At 50.3% G+C, this 21,296-nt stretch carries 18 protein-coding genes and 2 pseudogenes; 16 read left to right on the top strand and 4 right to left on the bottom strand.

The annotated features are described in order from the left end of the window. Positions 1-17 precede the first annotated feature (17 nt). A complete protein-coding gene (locus tag LIZ87_RS04440; RefSeq protein WP_178316247.1) occupies positions 18-797 on the bottom strand; it encodes a class I SAM-dependent methyltransferase in 780 nt (259 codons plus the stop codon). 358 nt (positions 798-1,155) lie between these two features. On the opposite strand from LIZ87_RS04440, the gene LIZ87_RS04435 reads away from it, so the two are divergent. The 11 genes from LIZ87_RS04435 to LIZ87_RS04385 all read left to right on the top strand — a co-directional run bounded on the left by LIZ87_RS04435 (position 1,156) and on the right by LIZ87_RS04385 (position 12,985). Further along, positions 1,156-1,377, top strand: a complete 222-nt coding sequence (locus tag LIZ87_RS04435) for a hypothetical protein (protein WP_178313474.1) — start codon at positions 1,156-1,158, stop codon at positions 1,375-1,377. Positions 1,378-1,638: 261 nt separating this feature from the next. Then, entirely contained in the window at positions 1,639-2,271 is a 633-nt protein-coding gene (locus LIZ87_RS04430) for a class I SAM-dependent methyltransferase (RefSeq protein WP_178313472.1), read from the top strand. A gap of 455 nt (positions 2,272-2,726) precedes the next feature. After that, the gene (locus tag LIZ87_RS04425) at positions 2,727-3,911 is read left to right on the top strand and encodes an acyl-CoA dehydrogenase family protein (protein WP_178313470.1); all 1,185 of its coding nucleotides are present in this window, start codon (positions 2,727-2,729) and stop codon (positions 3,909-3,911) included. 145 nt (positions 3,912-4,056) lie between these two features. Then, positions 4,057-5,283, top strand: coding sequence for a CaiB/BaiF CoA transferase family protein (locus LIZ87_RS04420; RefSeq protein ID WP_178313468.1), 1,227 nt, complete (start codon positions 4,057-4,059; stop codon positions 5,281-5,283). 83 nt (positions 5,284-5,366) lie between these two features. Continuing rightward, positions 5,367-6,509, top strand: a complete 1,143-nt coding sequence (locus LIZ87_RS04415) for an acyl-CoA dehydrogenase family protein (RefSeq protein WP_227145495.1) — start codon at positions 5,367-5,369, stop codon at positions 6,507-6,509. 11 nt (positions 6,510-6,520) lie between these two features. Further along, complete coding sequence (locus tag LIZ87_RS04410; protein ID WP_178313464.1) at positions 6,521-7,309, top strand: electron transfer flavoprotein subunit beta/FixA family protein; 789 nt, start codon at positions 6,521-6,523, stop codon at positions 7,307-7,309. Positions 7,310-7,322: 13 nt separating this feature from the next. Then, a complete protein-coding gene (locus LIZ87_RS04405) occupies positions 7,323-8,333 on the top strand; it encodes an electron transfer flavoprotein subunit alpha/FixB family protein (protein ID WP_178313462.1) in 1,011 nt (336 codons plus the stop codon). 53 nt (positions 8,334-8,386) lie between these two features. Further along, the gene (gene fadK, locus LIZ87_RS04400; RefSeq protein WP_227145493.1) at positions 8,387-10,033 is read left to right on the top strand and encodes a medium-chain fatty-acid--CoA ligase; all 1,647 of its coding nucleotides are present in this window, start codon (positions 8,387-8,389) and stop codon (positions 10,031-10,033) included. 13 nt (positions 10,034-10,046) lie between these two features. Further along, positions 10,047-10,643, top strand: coding sequence for a hypothetical protein (locus LIZ87_RS04395; protein ID WP_227145491.1), 597 nt, complete (start codon positions 10,047-10,049; stop codon positions 10,641-10,643). Between the two features lie 15 nt (positions 10,644-10,658). Then, positions 10,659-11,960, top strand: coding sequence for a GntP family permease (locus tag LIZ87_RS04390; RefSeq protein ID WP_227145489.1), 1,302 nt, complete (start codon positions 10,659-10,661; stop codon positions 11,958-11,960). A gap of 128 nt (positions 11,961-12,088) precedes the next feature. Continuing rightward, positions 12,089-12,985, top strand: a complete 897-nt coding sequence (locus LIZ87_RS04385) for a LysR family transcriptional regulator (RefSeq protein ID WP_227145487.1) — start codon at positions 12,089-12,091, stop codon at positions 12,983-12,985. A gap of 69 nt (positions 12,986-13,054) precedes the next feature. Here the strand turns inward: LIZ87_RS04385 and LIZ87_RS04380 are convergent, their stop codons facing one another. The 3 genes and pseudogenes from LIZ87_RS04380 to LIZ87_RS22830 form a co-directional block, all read right to left on the bottom strand. Continuing rightward, a complete protein-coding gene (locus LIZ87_RS04380; protein WP_227145485.1) occupies positions 13,055-13,525 on the bottom strand; it encodes a GNAT family N-acetyltransferase in 471 nt (156 codons plus the stop codon). Then, positions 13,522-14,040 (bottom strand): annotated as a pseudogene (locus LIZ87_RS22835) (dihydrofolate reductase family protein); the annotation flags it as partial. The pseudogene LIZ87_RS22835 and the gene LIZ87_RS04380, both read right to left, overlap by 4 nt. A 54-nt stretch (positions 14,041-14,094) precedes the next feature. Then, positions 14,095-14,541: pseudogene (locus LIZ87_RS22830) on the bottom strand (GNAT family N-acetyltransferase); the annotation flags it as partial. Between the two features lie 260 nt (positions 14,542-14,801). Between LIZ87_RS22830 and LIZ87_RS04365 the strand changes: the two are divergent. From LIZ87_RS04365 to LIZ87_RS04345, 5 genes are all read left to right on the top strand, one after another. Then, positions 14,802-15,635 carry a DegV family protein gene (locus LIZ87_RS04365; protein WP_178317092.1) on the top strand — a complete coding sequence of 278 codons (834 nt, stop codon included), beginning with the start codon at positions 14,802-14,804 and terminating at the stop codon, positions 15,633-15,635. Between the two features lie 111 nt (positions 15,636-15,746). Next, positions 15,747-16,733, top strand: coding sequence for a patatin-like phospholipase family protein (locus LIZ87_RS04360; protein ID WP_227145483.1), 987 nt, complete (start codon positions 15,747-15,749; stop codon positions 16,731-16,733). A 190-nt stretch (positions 16,734-16,923) separates the two neighbouring features. Beyond that, positions 16,924-18,219: a phosphopyruvate hydratase gene (gene eno / locus LIZ87_RS04355; RefSeq protein ID WP_227145481.1), complete on the top strand. Its 1,296-nt coding sequence runs from the start codon at positions 16,924-16,926 to the stop codon at positions 18,217-18,219. A gap of 354 nt (positions 18,220-18,573) precedes the next feature. Further along, positions 18,574-19,239: a TetR/AcrR family transcriptional regulator gene (locus tag LIZ87_RS04350; protein WP_330664536.1), complete on the top strand. Its 666-nt coding sequence runs from the start codon at positions 18,574-18,576 to the stop codon at positions 19,237-19,239. Between the two features lie 284 nt (positions 19,240-19,523). Next, positions 19,524-20,861 carry an ATP-binding protein gene (locus LIZ87_RS04345; protein WP_178316437.1) on the top strand — a complete coding sequence of 446 codons (1,338 nt, stop codon included), beginning with the start codon at positions 19,524-19,526 and terminating at the stop codon, positions 20,859-20,861. The last annotated feature ends 435 nt before the right edge of the window (positions 20,862-21,296 follow it).

The raw sequence follows: 21,296 nt of genomic DNA, 5'->3' as shown, positions 1-21,296 counted from the left end.
CACCTGCCTTTTTTCTCTTATTTCACTCCATAGAGGATACCCAGACCAGTCAGCAGCCAGGGAGCCTTTATATACCAGGGAATGCAGTCAAGATTTTCCGTGTGAGGCAGATAGTGGATCTCGGTGATCCCTTCGGCCTTCAGCTCTTCGATGAGCGTTTCCATATTTCCATAGATCTGCTTCTGCTCAAACAGGTCATGGAAGGCAAAGGGGCCGCCCTTTTTCACCACCCGGAGGGCCTCCCGAACCACCTTACCCTTGTCCGGCTGGGTCCGTACTTCATGAAAGACAAAATTGCTGACAGCAGCGTCAAAGGATTCGTCCGCAAAGGGCAGGCTGGCCGCATCTCCCTGGCAGAAGGTGATGTGGGATAGCGCCTCTATGTGGGCATTTTCCTCACACTGCTCCTTGGCGTAATTCCACTCCCTGCTCCAGTAGTCAATGCCTGTGATATTAGCTCCGGGCCAGGTCTTCCCGCAGAGGATGGCAAGGGCACCGGAGCCGCAGCCGATATCGATGAGGCTGCCGCGGCCATCCCAGGAAAGGTGGGAGAGGAGTGCCTTGTGGATGTCCGCCATGATGCCTCCTCCGTCAAAGGAGAAAGCATGGCGGCAGAGCTGCATATAGAGGGACATGGCAGCAGAGAGAAGGGCCGGAAGAAGAAAGAGGCCCTTAAACAGCGGAAGATGCCATACAAAGGTGAAAAGGAGCCAAAGGGCGACAAAGGCAGCAGTTCCGCCCCACAGGCAGTACATCAGGGTTTTGGGAATCCAGTTCCCATAATTTGGTTTTTTCATGAAATCAATCCTCCTTGTATAACAGCTGTTAGGTTTTGTTATATAAAAAGACATGGGGAGCATGTCTGCAGGTCTTATAACCGTTCGTTTAAATTCTGTATCAGGCTTTCAAAGCCTCCCTGTGCGTAGCAGCCCAGCGCATCGTACAAAAACAATGTCTTTTCCATATCATAATTTTCCTTTAAGAGATCAAGATTGCTCTTCCGCCTCCATTAAGAAAAGTATAACAACTGTAATGTTAGCATGAACTAACCTCTCTGTCAAAGCAGAGAAGCCGGAAAATGGTGCTAATGATAAAAATAGTCAACGTCTGTACTGGGAGTAAATTAGTTGACACACCTTTCAGATCCGGTTTCGGATGCTGGGCCTGCGGCCTGGGTGCGTGATCGCCATTGTAAAGCTGGGGCTTTCCAATTTTATCAACCAGATCATTACCATGACAGTCAATATTGTGATGAACAATACATTGGCTCACTACGGGGCACTGTATGCGGGGCCGATTGCCGATACCATGGCCTTTTTGCTGTCGGTCACCATGGTTTCATTGAACTTTAAGGAATTAAGCAGGGGAAAGAAATAGAAGAGGAAAAGTGAAATACCGGCCTCTCTGCCAGAGGGTCCAGAGCCATCGGAGCCTCTAAAGCAATACTATTGAGAAAAAAAGTCAATAAGATAATTGATATGGGATTTTGGTTAGCCTATACTAATAGAAGAGATAGATCCACTTCATATCGATCAGGCGGATTGTGCGGGCAGTCCGCCTTTTATATTACGAAGTATCTGAAAGTGGTCCGCGGCGCCTTTGGCGCAGCTTGGCAGGACCAGTTAGGAGGAATAGGCTATGAGGGAAAGGGATAATAAATGCTTCTGGCAGCGCTTTGCAAGGCTTTATGGGCCTGTTATGAAGAGCAGCAGAGGAGTATATGAAGAGGTCGGCAGGCGGATGGAGCCTTATCTGGGCCAGAACATGAATGTTCTGGAGCTGGCCTGCGGGAGCGGGCAGCTTTCCTTTCTTTTGGCAAAAAGGGTACACCTGTGGGAGGCTACGGATTTTTCCGAGGCCATGATAGAAGAGGCGAAGAAAAGAGGCCGTCCCCGCAGTCTGCATTTCTCTGTTCAGGATGCCACCTGTCTGCCCTATGCGTCAGGCTCCTTTGACGCAGTGGTGATATCCAATGGCCTCCACATCATGCCCCATCCGGAGACCGCCCTGACGGAGATCAGCCGTGTGTTAAAGCCGGGCGGGCTTTTGCTTGCCCCAACCTTTGTCCGGAAGGAAGGGAAGGGGCCGGGACTGCGGATCCATATGATGGAGCTTATGGGATTTCGGACCTTTTACAAATGGGATAAGGCAGGTTTTATCGCCTACCTGGAAGAACATGGCTTCGGAATGATGGAGCAGGAATTGCTGGAGGGCGGTATGGCGCCTCTGTGCTTTGCGGCTGCAAGGACTGCTGCCTCAGGGCATGTTTGAAACGTTCGTATAAGCATTGATCAAAAAGGATATCTGGTTAACAAAAAGCCAAATATCCTTTTTATTTATTTTAAAAGCTGTCTGTGAGAGGAAAAATAAAAAATATTCCAGACGTTTATTGATGCCTGTTAAGGCAAAGATACAGCTCTGCACGATAAACAAATAACAAAATTTCGGAACGAAACAACCTGGTGGTTCCCGGAAAAGTCTATGGTTAAAATCATGCAAAGAAAAATGGACGGAAGAAAAAAAGATGTAAAAACAGATAAAATAGATACAAAATTATTTGAATTATAGGCTAAAACCTATAAATGTACGCGGAAATATACAATCTATAGGCGGAAGGCTATGAATTGCCTTCGAAAAGCGGGGAAGGGACGATTAGATTTCGGAAGGGTTCTATTATATAATTAAACCATCGAAATTGTTAAAAAATATTCAAGGAGGAATATGAAATGAGTAAATTATCCGCAGAAGAGTTCCAGGCATATTTAAAACAGATCCGTGAACTGGCAGAGGGACCGCTGGAGGAGATCCAGAAGGAAGTTGAGGTCACCAATAAATTCCCGCAGGAGTTTTACGATCTGGCAATCGAGAATAATTTATACCGCTGCTCCCTTCCTGAGGAGTACGGCGGCTGGGGCTTAAACGAGCTTGAGATCCTGCAGGTACAGGAGGAGTTCTCCAGAGGACCGGGCGGCATGCGTATGCATCTTCACTACGCAATGGATCTGAACTGGAGGATCCTGGATGACTACGGCAGCAAGGAATTAAAGGATGAGTACATGCACAAGTTCCAGGATAAGTCCGTATTCACCTGCTTTGCACTGACCGAGGCTACCGGAGGAACAGGCGCTGACTTACATACCACCGCAGTGAAGGACGGCGACTATTACGTATTAAACGGCGAGAAGACTCTGATCTCCCACACAGACTGCTGCGAATTTGCTTATGTGATCGCTGTTACCAATCCGGACTCCAGTAAGGATGACAGACTCTCCGCTTTCTTCGTGCCAATGGATGCTCCAGGTTTTGAGGTGATCAATATGCCTCATATGATGGGCTGCCGCGGTGCAGGACACGGCGAGTTAAAGTTCACTGACTGCAGGATCGACAAGAAGTATCTCTTAGGCAAAGAGGGTCAGGGACTTGAGATCGCAATGCATTCACTGTCCGTATCCCGCGCACACATTGCTGCATCCAACTTAGGTATGGCACAGAGAATGTTAGAGCTGTCCTTACAGTATGCTGCTGACCGTGTAACCTTCGGCAAGCCTATCGGAACACGTCAGGCCATCCGCTGCAAGATCGCCGATATGTCCATGATGGTGCATGCACTCCGCTGCATGGTTTACGATTTTGCAAAGGCCTATGAGGAGAACCCCACCGGCGAGTACATTGAGGAAAAGGCTGCTATGTGCAAGCTGTTCAGCATTGACACCACCAGAAAGGTCAGCGATGAGATGCTGGAGATCTTCGGCGGCGTCGGCTACTTTGAGGACTGCAAGTACGGCCCTGTAGAGCGCCTGTACCGTGACTGCCGCGCTATGTGGCTGGAGGAGGGAGCTCCTACCGTACAGAGGATCACCATCTCCAGAAATACCATCAAGCATGGTGCTCACATGGAGTACGTATTATAAGCGTTTCCGCCTGCGAAGGCAGCCCTATAGCAACCGTATAGAAAGCAGCTGGTTTCAGACACCTGGGAACCCATACCGGGGAGCATGTCCGCAAAAGGACGGAAACCGGCTGCATTTTTTAACAGATCAGCCAAGGAGGATTACCGTGAAACCACTGCAGGGAGTCAAGGTTGTGGATCTGACAACCTATCTTGCGGCACCGACCACTGTCCGTGTATTGGGCGAGTGGGGAGCCGATTGTATTAAAATTGAATCAGCCAAAGGGGATCCGGCCAGAACCCAGGGCGCAGTATTCAACATGCCTTTTTTAGATGACGAAAATCTGGCCTTTGACGTTGCAAACATGAATAAACGTTTCATCACCCTGGATCTGAAATCAGAGAAGGGTCTTGAGATTGCATATAAATTGCTGGCAGAAGCAGATGTCTTTGTGACAAACACAAGAACAAAATCTTTAGTAAAGCTGGGACTGGACTACGACACCTTAAAGGAAAAATTCCCAAAGCTGATTTTTGCCCAGGTACTTGGCTATGGAGAGAAGGGGCCGGAGAAGGATACGGCGGGCTTTGATGTGACCTGCTATATGGCAAGAGGCGGTGTGTTCGGCACCACGGTCAACCGCGGCGATGCGCCCATGATCCCTACCAACGGCTTCGGTGACTTCCAGGTATCTCTGTCACTGGCATCTGGGATCTGCGCCGCACTGTATGCCCGTGAGAAGACGGGGACAGGTGACAAGATCACAGTCAGCCTTCATCACGCAGCCGTCTATGCACTGAGCACAGGCATCATTTCCGCCCAATACGGCAACCAGTATCCGAAGAACAGGAAAGAGGTGCCGAATCCCTTTAATAATGTATTCCGAACAAAGGACGGCAAATGGCTGGTTCTGTGCTGTCCGGAATATGACAGGGATTATGAAAAGATCATGAGGCTCCTTGGCAGGGAGGATATGATCGGAAATGAAAAATACCTCCACTGTGCCGAGGTCAACAAGAACCACTTAAATTCTGAGGTAACGGACATTCTGGATGAGGCCATGGCCGGATTCACCCGTGATGAGCTGATGGCCATGTTTAAGGCCAATGACCTGGCTTGTGAGGCTGCCTATGAGCCCCTTGACATTTATAAGGATGAGCAGGCTATGGCGAACAATGTCCTGGCAAAGATCCCATATCCCTCCGGGGAACGCTTTATGCCTACCAGCCCCATTGTCTTTGGCTCCATGGGTGAGCCGGAGTATGTGATCGGCGGTTCTCAGGGAGCACATACCGTTGAAATCATGAAGCAGCTGGGATATTCCGATCAGGAGATCGAAGAGGCCCTGACAAGCGGTGCAGCCACCGGGGAGACAAAGCTTCGCAGGCTGTGATCAGGCGGCCGGGATCAGTAGAGAAAAATACAAGCCGCCTATTCGGCGGCAGGATTTTCATAGTAAAGGAAAGGTGAAAATATATGAGCTTACTTTATACCGAGGAGCAGAAGGCTCTGATCGCCATGGTCCGTGAGATGGCAGAAAATGAGATCAAGCCCTATGTCCAGGAGGCAGACGAGAAGGGCGAGTGCCCAAGGGAATTATTTGACTGGGGCTTCCGGATGGGACTTCACATGCTGGAGATCCCGGAGGAGTACGGCGGAACAGGCTTAAGCTATGAGACCACCGCCATGATCTTCGAGGAACTGGCAAAGGTGGATGCAGGCTATGCCATCAGCTTTGTGACCTCCTTTGTGGCGCTGCGCAATGTGATCCTGGCAGGAACACCGGAGCAGGGCAAGTATTTTGCGGATGTTGTGAAGCCTGGAAAATTTGCAGCCTTTGCGCTGACCGAACCAAATGCCGGCTCTGATCCGGGAGCCATGCGTGCCACGGCAGTAAAGGATGGAGACGATTATATCTTAAACGGAAACAAGACCTTTATCACCAACGGCGCCCTGGCATCTATCATGGTGGGCTTTTTCAAGACCAGCCCGGAGAAGGGAAATAAGGGGATCTCCGCATTTATCGTTGATGCAGATGAACCCGGCATTACCATCGGCAAGCATGAGAACAAGATGGGACTGCGCCTTTCCAATACCACGGATGTGACCTTTGAGAATGTAAGGGTCAAGGCCTCCGCTATGCTGGGCGCTGAGGGCAGCGGCTTTAAGCTGGCAATGAACGCGCTGAATCTGTCACGTGCCTTTGTGGCAACCATGGCAGTGGGCATTATGCAGCGCGCCCTGGATGAGTCTGTGAAATACGCAAAAGAGAGAAAACAGTTCGGCCAGCCTATTATCAATTTCCAGATGGTTCAGCAGATGTTAGCTGATATGGCGATCAAGACAGAGGCCTCCAGATGCCTGGTGAACAATACCATGAGAATGATGGATCAGGGCAGTCTGGTTCAGAAGGAGGGGTCCATCACCAAAACCTTTGTTTCCGACTGTGCCCAGGAGGTGACCTCCAATGCGGTCCAGATTTTTGGCGGCTATGGCTACAGCAAAGAGTATCCTGTCGAAAAGCTGATGCGTGACTGCAAGGTGTTCCAGATCTTTGAGGGTGCAAACCAGGTTCAGAGACTGACCATCGCCAATGTACTGAAGAAGGAATACAAATAGGAGGTAGCAAAATGAACATCGTTGTTTGCATAAAGCAGGTTCCGGATACCACAGAAATCAAGATTGATCCGGTGAAAAATACATTGATCCGTCAGGGTGTTCCGAGCATTATGAACCCCTTTGACAAAAATGCCCTGGAAACGGCCCTGAGGCTGAAGGATACCTATGGCGGCAGGGTGGTGGCGATCTCCATGGGGCCCCAGCAGGCAAAGGCTGTGCTGAGAGAGGCAATCTCCATGGGGGCAGATGAGGGATACCTGATCACAGACAGGGCCTTTGGCGGCTCTGATACATACGCTACCAGCTACATTCTGTCTCAGGCCATTGAAAAGCTGGGTCCCTTTGATGTGATCCTGGGCGGCAAGCAGGCCATTGACGGAGATACAGGCCAGACAGCTCCCAGTATCGCAGAGCATCTGGGTGCAACACGCCTGACTTATGTGCTGGATCTGAAGGTGGAAGGAGATAAGGTGATCGCCCGCCGCCAGGTTGAGGAGGGAATTGAGGTGATCGAGACCTCTTTTCCGGTACTGTGCACTGCAACAAAGGAAAGCAATAAGCCCAGATATGCCACCGTCAGCAGAAAGCTCTACTCTCTGCGCTGCGATATCCCGGAGCTGACCTTTGCTGATTTCCCGGATATTGACACTTCCAAAATTGGTTTAAAGGGATCACCCACAAAGGTAAAGGCAACCTTTACACCGAAGCGCACCGCTACAGGTGTAACGATCGAGGGCAGCAGCCCTGCTGAGATTGCCGGCTCTTTGATCAGCAAGCTGACAGAAGCCAAAGTACTGTAAGGAGGTTATGACGATGAGCTTTGAGACATGTAAGGATGTATGGGTATTTATCGAATGCTTTCAGGGCCAGCCAAAGAGCGTGGGCTTCGAGCTGCTGGGACAGGGAAGGAAGCTGGCAGACGGCTTAAAGCAGCAGCTCTGCGCCGTTGTCATTGGAAAAGAAGTGGATGCAGCCGTAAAAGGTGCAGCAGAATACGGCGCTGATAAGGTATATGTGGTGAAAGGCGATGAGTATGAACATTACTCCGCAGACGGATACGGCCATGCATTTTTAAAGCTGGTGGAAAAATATGATCCCAATACCATTCTGGTAGGAGCTACGGTCAATGGACGTGATCTTGGCTCTAAGCTGGCAGTAAGCCTGCACACAGGCCTGACAGCAGACTGTACGGCCTTAAGCGTAGAGGAGGAGACAGGAAATGTGGTCTGGGAGCGCCCTGCCTTTGGCGGCAACCTGTACGCCCAGATCCTCTGCAGTGAGACACGGCCGCAGATGGGAACCTGCAGGCCCGGGGCATTTAAAAAGCCGGCTGCAGATCCTGACAACCAGCCGGAGGTGATCGTGGAGGAGATCCGCACTCCTGCGGAGGAGATCCGTACAAAGGTGATCGACTTCATCAAGGCGGCAGAGGATCAGGGAATGCGGCTGGATGAGGCAGAGGTGATCGTATCCGGCGGACGTGGAATGAAAAATGGGGAGAATTTTGCGATCCTTGAAGAGCTGGCAGCAGTGTTAGGCGGAACTGTGGGCTGTTCCCGTGCGGCTGTGGATGCAGGCTGGATGCCCCAGTCAAAGCAGGTGGGACAGACCGGCTCCACCGTATCCCCGAAGATCTACTTTGCATGCGGCATTTCCGGAGCAGTGCAGCATGTGGCCGGCATGAGTGAGTCCGGCACCATTGTGGCGATCAATAAGGATGAAACAGCTCCCATCTTTGAGGTTGCAGATTACTGTATTGTAGGCGATCTGTTTGAGGTGGTTCCGGCACTGGTAAAGGAGCTTAAGGCAAGACAGCAGGGGTAATATGCCCCGGCGCTGTCAGGCCCACAGACCGATTCCTTGTCAGGAGGTAGCCTATGTTTGATGAGATAAAAATAAATCCCCTGCAGAGGCAGAAATATCTTGAGGCCGGGTATTGGGGTAACAGGACCCTTTTGGACTGCTGGGAGGATACCGTAAAGCGGTGTCCTGACAGGGAATACGTGGTAGATGACAGGGGCTTTCGCTATACCTACCGGCAGATGGACGAGGCAGCATCAAGGGTTGCGGCTTATCTGCAGGCGATCGGTGTCAGGCCGAAAGATGTGGTATCCTTCCAGCTGCCCATCTGGAGCGAATTCGCATTGCTGACCATTGCCTGTCTGAAGGCAGGGGCAGTGGTCCATCCTATTGCCATGTGCTACGAGGAAAAGGAGCTGATCCGCAGCATGAGGATCACGGAGTCAAAGGCTTATTTCGGCCCGACCTTTTTTCATAAGACCGATTATGAAAGCCGGATCCTGGCAGTGATGGACCAGATCCCTTCCCTGAAAGGAGTGGTTCTCCTGGATTCTGCCAGGGAACGGACCAGCAGTCTGGTCTCCTTAAGGGAAATTCTCGCACAGTATCAGCCGCTAAAAAAGGAAGAGTGTGTCCATGAGCTGACAGGACAGGATATTGCAGCGATCCTTTGCACCTCCGGTACAACAGGAGGTACAAAAGGGGTTCTTCTTTCCCATGATAATATCCGCTACAGTGAGGAGGCCTTTTATAAGGAGCTGAAGCTGACACAGGAGGATATCATGTTCATGCCCGCTCCCTTAAATCATGCAACAGGGTTCCACCATGGAGTGATCGCGACCATGATGATCGGGGCAAAGCTGGTGCTGCAGCAGAAATATTACTGCCGGGAAGCCATTGAATTGATGAACAAAGAAAAATGCACCTATTCCATGGGAGCAACGCCATTTATCTATGACATTCTCCGGGAACTGGAAAACAATGGAGGCGATCTGCCGTTTTTGAAATTTTACCTGTGCGGAGGAGCGCCGGTGCCGGGCTATCTGATCCGGAAGGCATGGAAATTCCGCATCCTTCTCTGTGAGGTCTATGGCTCCACAGAAAGCGTGCCCCATGTGTTTGTAAGACCGGAGGAGGTTCTGGCCTTTAACGGCACCTCCTCCGGGAGACCCCTTGGGGCCATTGAGGTAAAGGTAGTGGATGACGATGGCAGGGAGGTGCCGAAAGGAATGCCTGGGGAGGAAATCTCAAGAGGCCCCAATGTTTTTGTGGGATACCTGAAGGACAGGGCTGTGACAGACGGCGTTCTGGACGACGAGGGCTGGTTTCACAGCGGTGATCTCTGCGTCATGGATGAAGACGGCAATATCCATATCATCGGCAGAAAGAAGGATATGATCGTACGGGGAGGAGAAAATCTAAACTCCAATGAGATCAATGATCATCTGGAGGGATGTCCCGGAATGGGAGACCATACGATCATCGGCATGCCGGATGAGCGGATGGGGGAGCGGATCTGTGCATTTGCCGTGCCCCTTACGGGCCATGAGGACTTAAGCCTTGAGGAGGTAAAGGCATATCTGAGGGAAAAACAGGTGCCAAAGCGCTTCTGGCCGGAGCGTCTGGAGCTGATCGGACGGATCCCCCATACGGGCAGCGGAAAGGTGAAGAAATATCTGCTCCGGGAGGAACTTCAGAGAAGGATGGACGGGGAGAAGCAATAAAGAAATAGTTCATATGCAGGAAACGGGTGGTGATGTGATGAGCGAGCAGGTGTTTAGCCAACGGAGATGCCGGGATACCAGAAAGCCGAGAGCGGGAGAGTGCCCGGAGGTGGTATTTTACCGCTGCAGTAGCTGCGGCGCCCTTTTTCCGGTGACCGGAGGCAGCGTATTAGAGGAGAAGGAGATCGTCTGCTGCGGCCAGAGGGCGCAGCGGCTTACGCCTTTGACACAGGAGGATGCTGGAAATTCTCTGAAGATTACATATCAGATCACGGGAGGCTACAATGACAATGCGGTGCGTGTCTCATGGAAAGCCCTGTCTGCGAAGGACAAGCCGGAGTGGATCTATTTGAAAACCTTTACAGGAGGATATTTGAAATACGTATCCGATACCAAACGGTCTCCTATGGTGTTTGCGCTGGCAGATACGGATGCCTTTGCTTACTGTGATGAGGATCCGTGCCTGGAGTGTGTATTCCGATGCAAACGTGGTTTTGTCATCTATGTATATGGGAAACAGGCAGGCTTGATCGAGGTCCCGCTTGACAAAATGAATGCCCATTGGCAGTCCGGCGCAGGCAAGGAGCCGGACGATGGGAAAGTAAAATAAATGGGGAGGAACGCTATGCTATCTGCAATCGGATTGATCGCGGCAATTGTGCTGCTGGTGGTGATGATCATAAAGGGAATCGATATGATCACTGCCACTGTAATTACGGCACTGGTCATTTTAGTAACCAGCAGCCTGAACATTTTTGACGGCTTTTTGACAACCTATTCCGCCGGAGCCGGGGGCTTTGTGGCGTCCTGGTTTTTGATCCTTGGCCTGGGAGGTGTCTTTGGACAGCTGGTACTGGAAACGGGATTGGCGACAAAGGTTGCCAAATTTCTGACAGATAAGCTTGGGGCGAAGCTGGTGGGGCTTGTGATCCTGCTCTGTACCTTTTTTATTACACTGCTGGGGATCAATGGATATATCATGGTCTTTGTGCTGTATCCCATAGCGGACAATCTGCTCCGGGAGAATGGGATGGATCGCAGAGTGCTCCCCTTCATGCTGCTGGGAGGCGGAGCCTGCGGCAATGGCTTCATGTATTCCCTGGATATCTGCAATGTGCTTCCAAACAGCTATCTGGGTACCTCCCTTGGCTCGGCACCGGGGCTGTCTGTGATCTGCACCGGGATTCTTGCCGCCAGTTTTTTTCTTTATTTTAATTATGCCCAGAAAAAAAGCCGCAGCCAGCATACGAAAGAGGAGCTCCTTGCCATGTATACGGACAATGCTTCTGTGATACCGGATGAGGAACTGCCGGGCATTGCCATGGCGGTGCTTCCCTTTGTTGCGGTTCTGGCAGCGGTAGTGGCAACCTCCAGCTGGGGAACGTCCACCAGTATCTTGTTTTCCCTTACTCTGGGGATCCTGCTGGTGATCGTCACACAGTATAGGCGCATCAAAAATGTAAAAATAGCTATTAAAACGGGGAGCAGCTCAGGGCTGAATTCCATGCTTACGGTGGCGGCCGTGATGGGACTCTCTAAGGTATTGGGGCTTTCACCGGCGTTTCAGAGCCTGCAGGAGGCGGTGCTGTCCATGAATATTCCGGCCTATATCAAGGCTTATTTCGGAACCGCTGTGCTGACAGGACTGACAGGCTCTGCCATTTCCGGTGAGACCATTTTCCTGGAGAGCTTTGGCCAGGCATTTCTGGACATGGGAGTGGATGCAGGAGCACTCCACAGGATCGTGACAGAAGCTGCTCTGATCCTCAATAAGCTTCCGAATTCCTCTGTGGCCATTCTCACCATGTCCATCTGCGGATGCAGCCTGAAGGAGAGCTATAAGCATATCATCCTGGGAACGACGATTCCGGCGGCAGTTGCAGGATTGGCGGCGGCATTACTGGCCACAGCGGGGCTGATCTTCTGACAGGACCAATATAGTGCAAAATATAGAAACTCAAGGTTGTGAATTGATTCACAAAATTCTCCCATTGTGTTATGATATAGCTAAGGCTGTTTTTTATGGCGAGTGCATGCAACAATGGGGGAATTTTTATGAATTTATCGCAATTATATTATTTTCGGAAACTGGCGCAGCTGCAGCATTACACAAAGGCAGCAAAGGAGCTCTATATCACCCAGCCCAGTCTCAGTGACTCGATCTCTTCCCTGGAGCAGGAGCTTGGAATCTCTCTGTTCCAGAAGGAGGGCAGGAATGTAAAGCTGACAAAATATGGACAGGAATTTTACGGATATGTTAATGAAGCCCTGAACCAGCTGGACAAGGGGATCGCCGTGGCAAAAAGCAAATCAGGAGCGATGGGAGGCATCATTGATATCGGCTGCATTCCTACGATCCTGGGGGATTATATACCCCAGGCGGTCCAGGATTATAAGGAGCTTAAGAATCCAAAGGCAGTCTTTAACATCTATCAGGATCATACCCTGCATCTTTTGGATGGGCTGAAAAGAGGGAAATATGATATTGCATTCTGCTCCAAAACAGAGGATCCGGAGCTGGAATTTGTGCCGATCCTGGCCCAGAGGCTGGTACTGGTGGTGAGAAAGGATCATCCGCTGGCGGAAAGAGAAGAGGTCTGTTTGAAGGAATTGACGGACTATCCTCTCACCACCTATCGTGAGACCCTTCCCATCGGAAAGACCGTCCGGGCCGTGCTGCGGGAATATGGTGTGGAATGCAGCTTTTCTTATGATGATGAGATCTCCATCGGCGGGGTCGTCACAGCCACGAACCAGGCGGCTATTGCAGCCGACACTCCTTACCTAAAACAATTTGACCAGATCAAAAAGGTCACCATCTCCGACATCCCTCAGGACACGCGCCTTGTCTATATGGTGTACAGCAAAAAGAATTATATGGCAAAGGCACCGGAGGATTTTGCGGAATTTATGGTAGAGCATGAGAGGCAGCTGCCGGATTTTATGATATGAGTAGTGGAAGTGAATTCCACCTGCGTGATTCCGGTTCGAGGGCTTTGCCCTCAAGCTCTCATGCCCCCTCTATCCATTAGAGGGCAATTCCATTTCACATTCCATTTGAACAAATCCATATTTCTCATACAATGGCCGCCCCATGTCGGTGGCCTCCAGAGAAATGGCGGTGATTCCGCGGCCTCTTGCATCCTGGACAAGGAGATCCAGGGTCTTTAGGGCAATGCCCCTTCTGCGGTAATCGGGATGTGTATACATATTCATCACATAAGCCTTTCTGCCTGTGGGGTTATGGAATGTGGGCATCACAGTGTAGTAGCTGATCCCGCAGGCCCCGGCAAATACTTCCCTGTCAAAGACCAGATATGCCACATGGCTGCCGTCAGACAGCGCTGCCTTATAATACTTCTGTGTTTCTCTTTCTACCTCACTCATGTCAACGGAGGGCTCCAGCTGGTTTGCTGCGCGCAAAACCTGAATCCGTGTTTTCGTGAGAATGTCCAAATCGAAAATGGCTGCTTTTCTGTATTCCAAATTCAATGTTCGTCCCTCCGTTCATATATCAGATCTATGATCCCATTACAGCATCGTGTGCCGGTCAATTTCAGCTTTCGTTCCTTTTCCAGAGGACCGAAAAGCCGGATACCGCCTCCCAGAATGGTAGGAATGACCGAAATATAATATTTGTCAAATAAATCCTCTTTCATAAGCTGCCCGGCAATACTGGCGCCCCCGCAGACCCAGATGTCTTTTCCCGGTGCCTGCCTTAAGCGCTTTATGAGAGAGCAGGGATTCTCGTGAACAAAACATATCTGTTCGGTGGAGGAGCATTCATGGTGGGTGATCACATAGCTTTTAAGACCGTTATATACCCATTCCTCAGGGGATAATTCGGTTATGATCTGATGATAGGTCTTCCAGCCCATGATAACAGTGTCAATGTCCTTTATAAAGACAGAATAGCTGTCATTTTCCTCTGCATGTTCATCCTGTCCCTGGAGCCAGTCCACACTGCCGTTGCTATCCGCAATGTATCCGTCAAGGCTCATGGCGATGAAAAGAACGGTTTTCCGCACAGCATTTCCTGGCTTTGTTCCAACAGCGGCAGTCTGCTTTTCCATTGCATAATTCGTCAGAAAAATGCCGCAGCGTTCCACCTGCTGTTTTTTTACTGTCCTGTAGCCCCTTTTTTCAAAAAAGGGCTTTGCCGTAATGGAGGCGTGGACTGTTATGGCCGTTCCGGAAACTGCGCGTTCCAGTCCATCGCAGATAGCCGTCCCAATGCCCCTGTTCTGATAGTCCATGTGCACATACAGCCTGTCAAGATAGCCGGACTCATCAATGTCTCCAAAGCCTGCCAGTGTCTCTCCCTCCATGGCAACAAGGGTGTAATGCTCCAAAAAGGATTGATTCCACTGCTCCGGATCCACATGCCCGGATGCCCAGGCATAAAGCTGCTCCCTGGTATAGTCTGCTGCATTGACCGCGTGGACCGTATTGTAAAAAAGCTCTGCTATAGCCTGGCAGTCAGAGGGCTTATACTGTCGGATGATCATCCTGTCTCCTTTCTGCGTTCCATATGTATATACAGATGATGTTGAAAATTGGTACTGGGGTATTATAGCATTCAACAGCGGAAAGCGCAAGCAGCTCCGGACCCAAGAATCCCATAAAAGAGAACCTACAAAACAGGATGTGAAAAAATGCTAAAAAAGCGTAAATAATGTCGAAAAACACTTGACGTATTAGTAAAAGTAATGCAAACTGTAATATATAGTTTTGAAAACTACTTAATGTATAAATGGGGGATATGGGTATGGTTCAGATTATTACGGATTCTTCTACCTTATATACGGTGGAAGAAGCACGCCGGGCTGGCTTTGAGGCAGTGCCTCTCTGCGTCCACATTGGGGAGATGGAGGGAAGGGATCTTCAGATCAATATGAAAGAATATTATAAGAGGATCAGTGACGGACAGGTGCCGCGTTCCTCCCAGCCGCCCATTGGGGATGTGGTGGATGTTTATCATGCGTATCCGGACAAGGATATTATCAACATTTCTATGGCAGATGGGCTGTCAGGGACCTATCAGGGAGCCTGCAGTGCAAGGCATATGGCAGAGAACAGCCGCCGCATTACTGTGTTTAACAGCCGTACACTCTGCGGGCCCCACCGGTATATGGTGGAGCGGGCACAGCAGATGAAGGAAAAAGGCAGCACGGCAGGAGAGATACTGAGCTGGCTGGAGGAAGCGGCAAAGGAGACAGAATCCTTTCTGATCCCCCAGGATTTTTCCTTTTTAAAGCGGGGAGGAAGGCTTACGCCAGTTGCTGCCGCCATTGGCTCTGTGCTGAAGCTGAAGCCTGTGATGAAGCTTACAGAGGATGGGACGCATCTGGACAAATTTATAGTAAAGCGCACCATGTCTCAAGCCGTGAAAGGGATCATCGATTACCTGAGGGAAAAACGGCTGGGTGCAGAGCACATATTGTACATAACTCATGCGGATGCGCCGGAGGAAGCAAAGGCTATCCGCAAACAGTTTGAGGATATATTTGAAGGTTTGGAAATAAGGCTCTTAGACCTGAGCCCGGTTTTTGTGGCTCAGGGCGGGCCAAAGTGTGTGGCGATCCAGTATATTAAAAGATAATAACGTGCATTTGCGCTGCCCATTGTCCGGCGGGTCTATTTTTGTCCCTGTTCTCATACGCTTGTAGGAGAATGGGGACATTTTGGGTCAATGGATAGGATGGAGGTATTTATGAAGCCATGCAATGGAGTATTTGAGGGAGGCGGTGTCCGCGGGATCGGCCATGTGGGTGCGGCATGGGAGCTGGAGAGAAGAGGCTTTTCTTTCGTGGATCTGGCAGGCTCCTCCGCAGGAGCCATGGTTGCGGCCCTGCTGGCAGCGGGATACAGCAGCGGGGAACTGAAGGAAGAGCTGGAATCCCTCGATTATATGAAATTCAAGGGCAGGGATATACTGGATCTGCTGGGAACATTCGGAAAAATGCTGTCCATATGGCTGCATTTTGGGATCTATGATACGGATTATCTGGAGCAATGGATATGGAAGCTGCTGGACAGGAAAGGGATCCGTGTATTTGATGACGTAGCCAGGCTGGGCAGAAGGCTTAAGATCACGGCCAGCGACCTGACCTCAAAGCATCTGCTGATCCTGCCGGATGATCTGGGGGAGCTGGGCCTTGAGCCGGGAGCATTTCCCGTAGCCCTTGCTGTGAGAATGAGCGTCAGCATCCCTGTTTTCTTTGAGCCGGTGCGGCTGAAGGACAGGATAGGCAGGGAGCATGTGATCGTGGATGGCGGCCTTTTGAGCAATTTTCCCTTGTGGGTTCTGGATGATGGAAGTGCGGGACAGGTACGGCCAACTCTGGGCTTTCAATTTAAGAGCAGCCAAAAGGAAAATTGCACCGGGTCCTGGGGCGCACCATGTCCTGAACGGTGGAATCTCATCGATCATCTGAAGGCCATTGTCTCCACCTGCATGGATGCGACTGATCAAATCCATTCTCTGGCAGGAGATCCGGAGAGAACGATACGGATCCCCACAGAGATCGGCATAGACGGGGAGAAGAAGAATGTCAGCGCTGTGGATTTCAATATCAGCCGGGAAGAGAGCAGAGCTCTTTTTGAGAATGGGAGGAAGGCGGCAGCCTGTTTTGCAGAAGAGTGGGATTTTGACAAATGGGAGAGGAAATATCGGAGAGAACAGAAGGGAATGCCGTGAAAAAAGTGAGAAAATCTATCAGAAAGGATCCTTGCGGTTTTAAGAGAAGTTTCGTATAATGACTATGGTTAGTTACATCTAACTTAATGCGAATAAATCATGCGGACTCCTTATTACACATACCTTTCACCGGAGGGCTGCCCGCCCTCCGGTGGGGAAGTCTGCGGAAATCGGAAAGGAGAGACTATCAATGGAATATTTAGAGATTGAGAAAGTGATCGGAAGAGAGATTCTGGATTCCAGAGGAAACCCTACAGTTGAGGCAGAGGTGACTCTGATAGATGGCACAGTTGGAAGAGGCACCGCACCCAGCGGAGCATCTACAGGAGAGTTTGAGGCTCTGGAGCTTCGTGACGGAGATAAGGGCAGATATCTGGGCAAGGGCGTTACAAAAGCAGTGGAGAACATCAATACAGTGATCTGCGAGGCCATTGCAGGAATGGATGCATCTGACATCTATGCCGTTGATAAGGCCATGATCCGGGCAGACGGTACAAAGGACAAGTCCAATCTGGGAGCCAATGCTATCCTGGCAGTGTCCATTGCAACAGCAAGGGCAGCGGCTGCCGCCATGAATATTCCTCTTTACCGCTTCTTAGGAGGCATTTCCGGCAACCGCCTTCCTGTTCCGATGATGAACATTTTAAACGGCGGCGCCCATGCAGCCAACACCGTAGACGTACAGGAATTTATGATCATGCCTGCAGGCGCCCCCAGCTTTAAGGAGGGACTGCGCTGGTGTGCAGAGGTATTCCACGCGTTAGCTGCCCTGTTAAAGTCAAAGGGACTGGCTACCTCTGTGGGAGATGAGGGCGGCTTTGCGCCGGATCTTGCCAGCGATGAGGAGGCGATCCGGTATATTTTAGAGGCAATAAAGAAGGCTGGCTATGAACCCGGAAAGGATTTCGTCCTTGCTATGGACGCTGCATCCAGCGAGTGGAAGAGCGGAAAGAAGGGCGAATACATCCTGCCGAAGGCAGGCATCCGCTTTACCTCAGAGGAGCTGATCGCCCACTGGAAGAACCTGGTGGAGAAATATCCGATCATCTCCATTGAGGATGCACTGGATGAGGAAGACTGGGAAGGCTGGCAGCTTCTGACAAAGGAGCTGGGAGACAAGGTGCAGCTGGTAGGAGACGATCTGTTTGTTACCAATACAGAGAGGCTTAAGAAGGGAATCGAGCTGGGCTGCGGAAATTCCATCCTGATCAAGCTGAACCAGATCGGTTCCGTGTCAGAGACTTTGGAGGCCATCAAGATGGCTCACCGTGCAGGCTACACCGCCATTGCATCCCACCGCTCCGGCGAGACAGAGGATACCACCATTGCAGACCTGGCAGTAGCTCTTGACACCTGCCAGATCAAGACAGGCGCGCCCAGCAGATCGGAGAGAGTTGCAAAGTACAACCAGCTTCTGCGCATTGAGGAGGAGCTGGGAGAGGGAAGCGTATATCCCCAGTTTGAGGCATTTCATGTAAAGCGGTAGTGTAATTATAGTAAAAAGAGCTGTAAAGCAGGGCAAAAAGGGAGGAGAGCTTTTGCCCTGCTTTTTTGTTACATAGGAAACTCCTTCGGAGCCCCTATGTAACAAAAAGCCCTCCGGGCAGGATCGCACTGCGGCGGAATGGAATTATGTCGCTGAAGCGACCCGCCGCAGGCGGAGAATCCTGCGCGGCAGGATTCTTTTTCCTATAGAAACTCCTTCGGAGTCCTCTATGCGACAAAAAGCCTGGCCGGCGGTATTGAGAAAAAATATCAGATTTCCGCCAAAACTATTGACGAGTCCGCCAAAACAAAGGCATAATAACAGTAATATAACAACGTTATAGAAATACAGAACATGCATGATACATGGAAGGCAGGAAAGAAGCGTATGGGGATCCATAATAATAAAAACACAGAGGCAGATATCCTGGAGGCAGGGAAAAAAGAATTTCTGACCTATGGATATGAGCGGGCCTCTTTAAGGCGGATAGCAAAGGAGGCCTCTGTCACCACAGGAGCGATCTACGGGTATTTTTCCGGGAAGGAGGCCCTGTTTCAGGCCTTGACAGAGGAGACAGAAGACGAGCTGGTGGAGCTGTACCGGAAGGTCCATGAGATTTTTGCCGCTCTGCCGCCCCATGAGCAGCCAGGTGCGCTGATGACGGTGACAGACGACTATATTCCATGGATGATAAACTATATCTACGACCACTATGATGTGTTTAAGCTGATCCTGTGCAGCGGGGCGCCGGGAGCCGGCGAGAAATTTTTTGAAAAGCTGGCAGGGATCGAGGAGCAGTCCTGCCGGGATATGATAGAGGCCTTAAAATCCATCGGCCACTCTGTGCCGGAGCTTAGGGAGTCCCTGATCCACATTATCTGCCACACCTTCTTCCGGCAGATACAGGAGTTCGTATCCCACGATATCTCCAGGGAGGAGGCCCTGGAATGTGCCCTGACTCTGGGAAAGTTCCAGCATGCGGGCTGGGTCTATATCCTGAAGCTGGAGGAGCTTTTGTGAGCCGTATAGCGGATAAACCTGCATCCACCAGACAGCGAGGCTTGATATATGATACAGTATAGGAAGGAGCTGGGAATGAGCCTCCAGCAGCTGACCGATCTGATGGAGTTCTATTGCTAATTGAACATGTGATGGTTTGAAACAGCCGGCTTGGTGGTGTGCTAAGCCGGCGGTTTTAATGCCCAATTTTGTGATATCGGTTGTAATTTTCGTAAGATGAGCATATAATAAAAATGTGATTATAATACACAGAAACCCCAATAAAAATGTGAAGGAGTGTTTCCATGGAACGATTGATTCGATCGAAACTGCTGGATTGGAAGAATTCACCCTATCGTAAGCCATTGATCTTAAAAGGCGTGCGTCAGGTAGGCAAGACCTGGATTCTCAAAGAATTTGGCAAACGCTATTATGAAAATATTGCTTATTTTAACTTCGACGAAAATGAGGAATACAAGCAGTTTTTTGAGACCACCAAGGATGTGGATCGTATTCTGCAAAATCTGATACTGGCCAGCGGTCAAAAGATCGTGCCGGAAAAGACTCTCATTATCTTTGACGAGGTGCAAGATTGTCCAAAGGTCGTTAACTCCATGAAGTATTTCTGTGAAAATGCGCCGCAGTACCACATTGCCTGCGCCGGTTCTCTGCTGGGAATTGCCCTGGCGAAGCCATCCTCTTTTCCGGTAGGCAAAGTCAACTTTATGCAAATCGATCCAATGACCTTCACAGAATTTCTGCTTGCCAACGGAGATGAAAATCTTATGGGATTCCTGGAAAGTGTGGATACCATCGAACCGATTCCTGATGCTTTTTTCAATCCACTCTATGAGAAGCTGAAAATGTATTATGTCACTGGCGGTATGCCCGAACCAGTGTTAATGTGGACGGAGGCAAGGGATGTTTCTGCTATGCAGGAAGCTCTGTCCGGAATCATTGGTGCATACGAGCGGGACTTTGCCAAGCATCCCAATGTCAGCGAGTTCCCAAAGATATCCATGATATGGAAGTCCATACCGTCCCAGCTTGCAAGGGAGAATAAGAAGTTTATCTATAAGGTTGTCAAAGAGGGCGCAAGAGCCCGTGAATACGAAGATGCTTTGCAGTGGCTGGTGGATGCCAGACTGGTGCATAAAATCTACCGCAGCGCTGCTCCCGGCCTGCCGATGGCTGCCTACGATGACCTGTCTGCATTTAAGATTTATCTGGTGGATGTGGGGCTGCTCCGCCGTCTGGCGCTGCTGGCTCCCACTGCCTTTGGTGAAGGCAACCGCCTGTTCACCGAGTTCAGGGGCGCACTGACTGAAAACTTTGTGCTGCAGACCCTGCTCACACAGTTTGAGGCAGTCCCCCGATACTGGGCCCAGAACAATCCGCCTTATGAAGTTGATTTCCTGATTCAGCGCGAGAATGATATTTTCCCCGTTGAAGTCAAGTCTGAAGCTAATACTGCCAGCAAGAGCCTCAGGAAATTCAAGGAATTGTTTCCGGAACAAGTGAAACTCCGTGTCCGGTTTTCCCTGGACAATTTGAAACTGGATGATGATGTTCTGAACATCCCTTTGTTCATGGCGGATCATACAGATCGATTGATTGGCTTGGCATTGGAGCAGAGAAAGTAGGAAAAACGGTCATGTTCGTACTCAGTGGCAGCATTAAAGAGAAAGCCAGCGCCTCAAGGCGCGGTCAGGTAGGGCGGACTTAGAGCCAGCGTTCCGAGCTGCCCGTTTTCCGGCGCGGCTTTGTCCCCAATGAGGCTGCAGGCTATCTCCTCAAGCTGATAAAGGAATATTATCAAAGACCGCCTTATAGTTCTGCCGAAAAAAGTAAGACATACGGTGTGTGGTGATTCTATTTTGGATAATGGGAAAATGAGAAAAATTATACATTCCATCCTATTGACGCAAAATAGAAACAGAGAGATAATAACGGTGTTATATAACGACGTTATAAACTTGCAAGGAAACGGATCCTGCCGTCGGTATCCTGGCTGAAAAAGGAGGTATTAGAGGCTGGGAAGGCGGCAGTACCTTATATCTGATGGTTAGCTACAACTA

The organism is Lacrimispora sp. 210928-DFI.3.58, assembly GCF_020554865.1.
Classification (GTDB): domain Bacteria; phylum Bacillota; class Clostridia; order Lachnospirales; family Lachnospiraceae; genus Enterocloster.
This window is presented reverse-complemented; position numbering and strand designations above follow the sequence as displayed.

Bases quoted from the DNA above. Each gene is read 5' to 3' on its own strand.
- LIZ87_RS04440 (WP_178316247.1), bottom strand. From the start codon at position 797: ATGAAAAAACCAAATTATGGGAACTGGATTCCCAAAACCCTGATGTAC.
- LIZ87_RS04435 (WP_178313474.1), top strand. From the start codon at position 1,156: ATGCTGGGCCTGCGGCCTGGGTGCGTGATCGCCATTGTAAAGCTGGGG.
- LIZ87_RS04430 (WP_178313472.1), top strand. From the start codon at position 1,639: ATGAGGGAAAGGGATAATAAATGCTTCTGGCAGCGCTTTGCAAGGCTT.
- LIZ87_RS04425 (WP_178313470.1), top strand. From the start codon at position 2,727: ATGAGTAAATTATCCGCAGAAGAGTTCCAGGCATATTTAAAACAGATC.
- LIZ87_RS04415 (WP_227145495.1), top strand. From the start codon at position 5,367: ATGAGCTTACTTTATACCGAGGAGCAGAAGGCTCTGATCGCCATGGTC.
- LIZ87_RS04410 (WP_178313464.1), top strand. From the start codon at position 6,521: ATGAACATCGTTGTTTGCATAAAGCAGGTTCCGGATACCACAGAAATC.
- LIZ87_RS04405 (WP_178313462.1), top strand. From the start codon at position 7,323: ATGAGCTTTGAGACATGTAAGGATGTATGGGTATTTATCGAATGCTTT.
- fadK (WP_227145493.1), top strand. From the start codon at position 8,387: ATGTTTGATGAGATAAAAATAAATCCCCTGCAGAGGCAGAAATATCTT.
- LIZ87_RS04395 (WP_227145491.1), top strand. From the start codon at position 10,047: ATGCAGGAAACGGGTGGTGATGTGATGAGCGAGCAGGTGTTTAGCCAA.
- LIZ87_RS04390 (WP_227145489.1), top strand. From the start codon at position 10,659: ATGCTATCTGCAATCGGATTGATCGCGGCAATTGTGCTGCTGGTGGTG.
- LIZ87_RS04385 (WP_227145487.1), top strand. From the start codon at position 12,089: ATGAATTTATCGCAATTATATTATTTTCGGAAACTGGCGCAGCTGCAG.
- LIZ87_RS04365 (WP_178317092.1), top strand. From the start codon at position 14,802: ATGGTTCAGATTATTACGGATTCTTCTACCTTATATACGGTGGAAGAA.
- LIZ87_RS04360 (WP_227145483.1), top strand. From the start codon at position 15,747: ATGAAGCCATGCAATGGAGTATTTGAGGGAGGCGGTGTCCGCGGGATC.
- eno (WP_227145481.1), top strand. From the start codon at position 16,924: ATGGAATATTTAGAGATTGAGAAAGTGATCGGAAGAGAGATTCTGGAT.
- LIZ87_RS04350 (WP_330664536.1), top strand. From the start codon at position 18,574: ATGCATGATACATGGAAGGCAGGAAAGAAGCGTATGGGGATCCATAAT.
- LIZ87_RS04345 (WP_178316437.1), top strand. From the start codon at position 19,524: ATGGAACGATTGATTCGATCGAAACTGCTGGATTGGAAGAATTCACCC.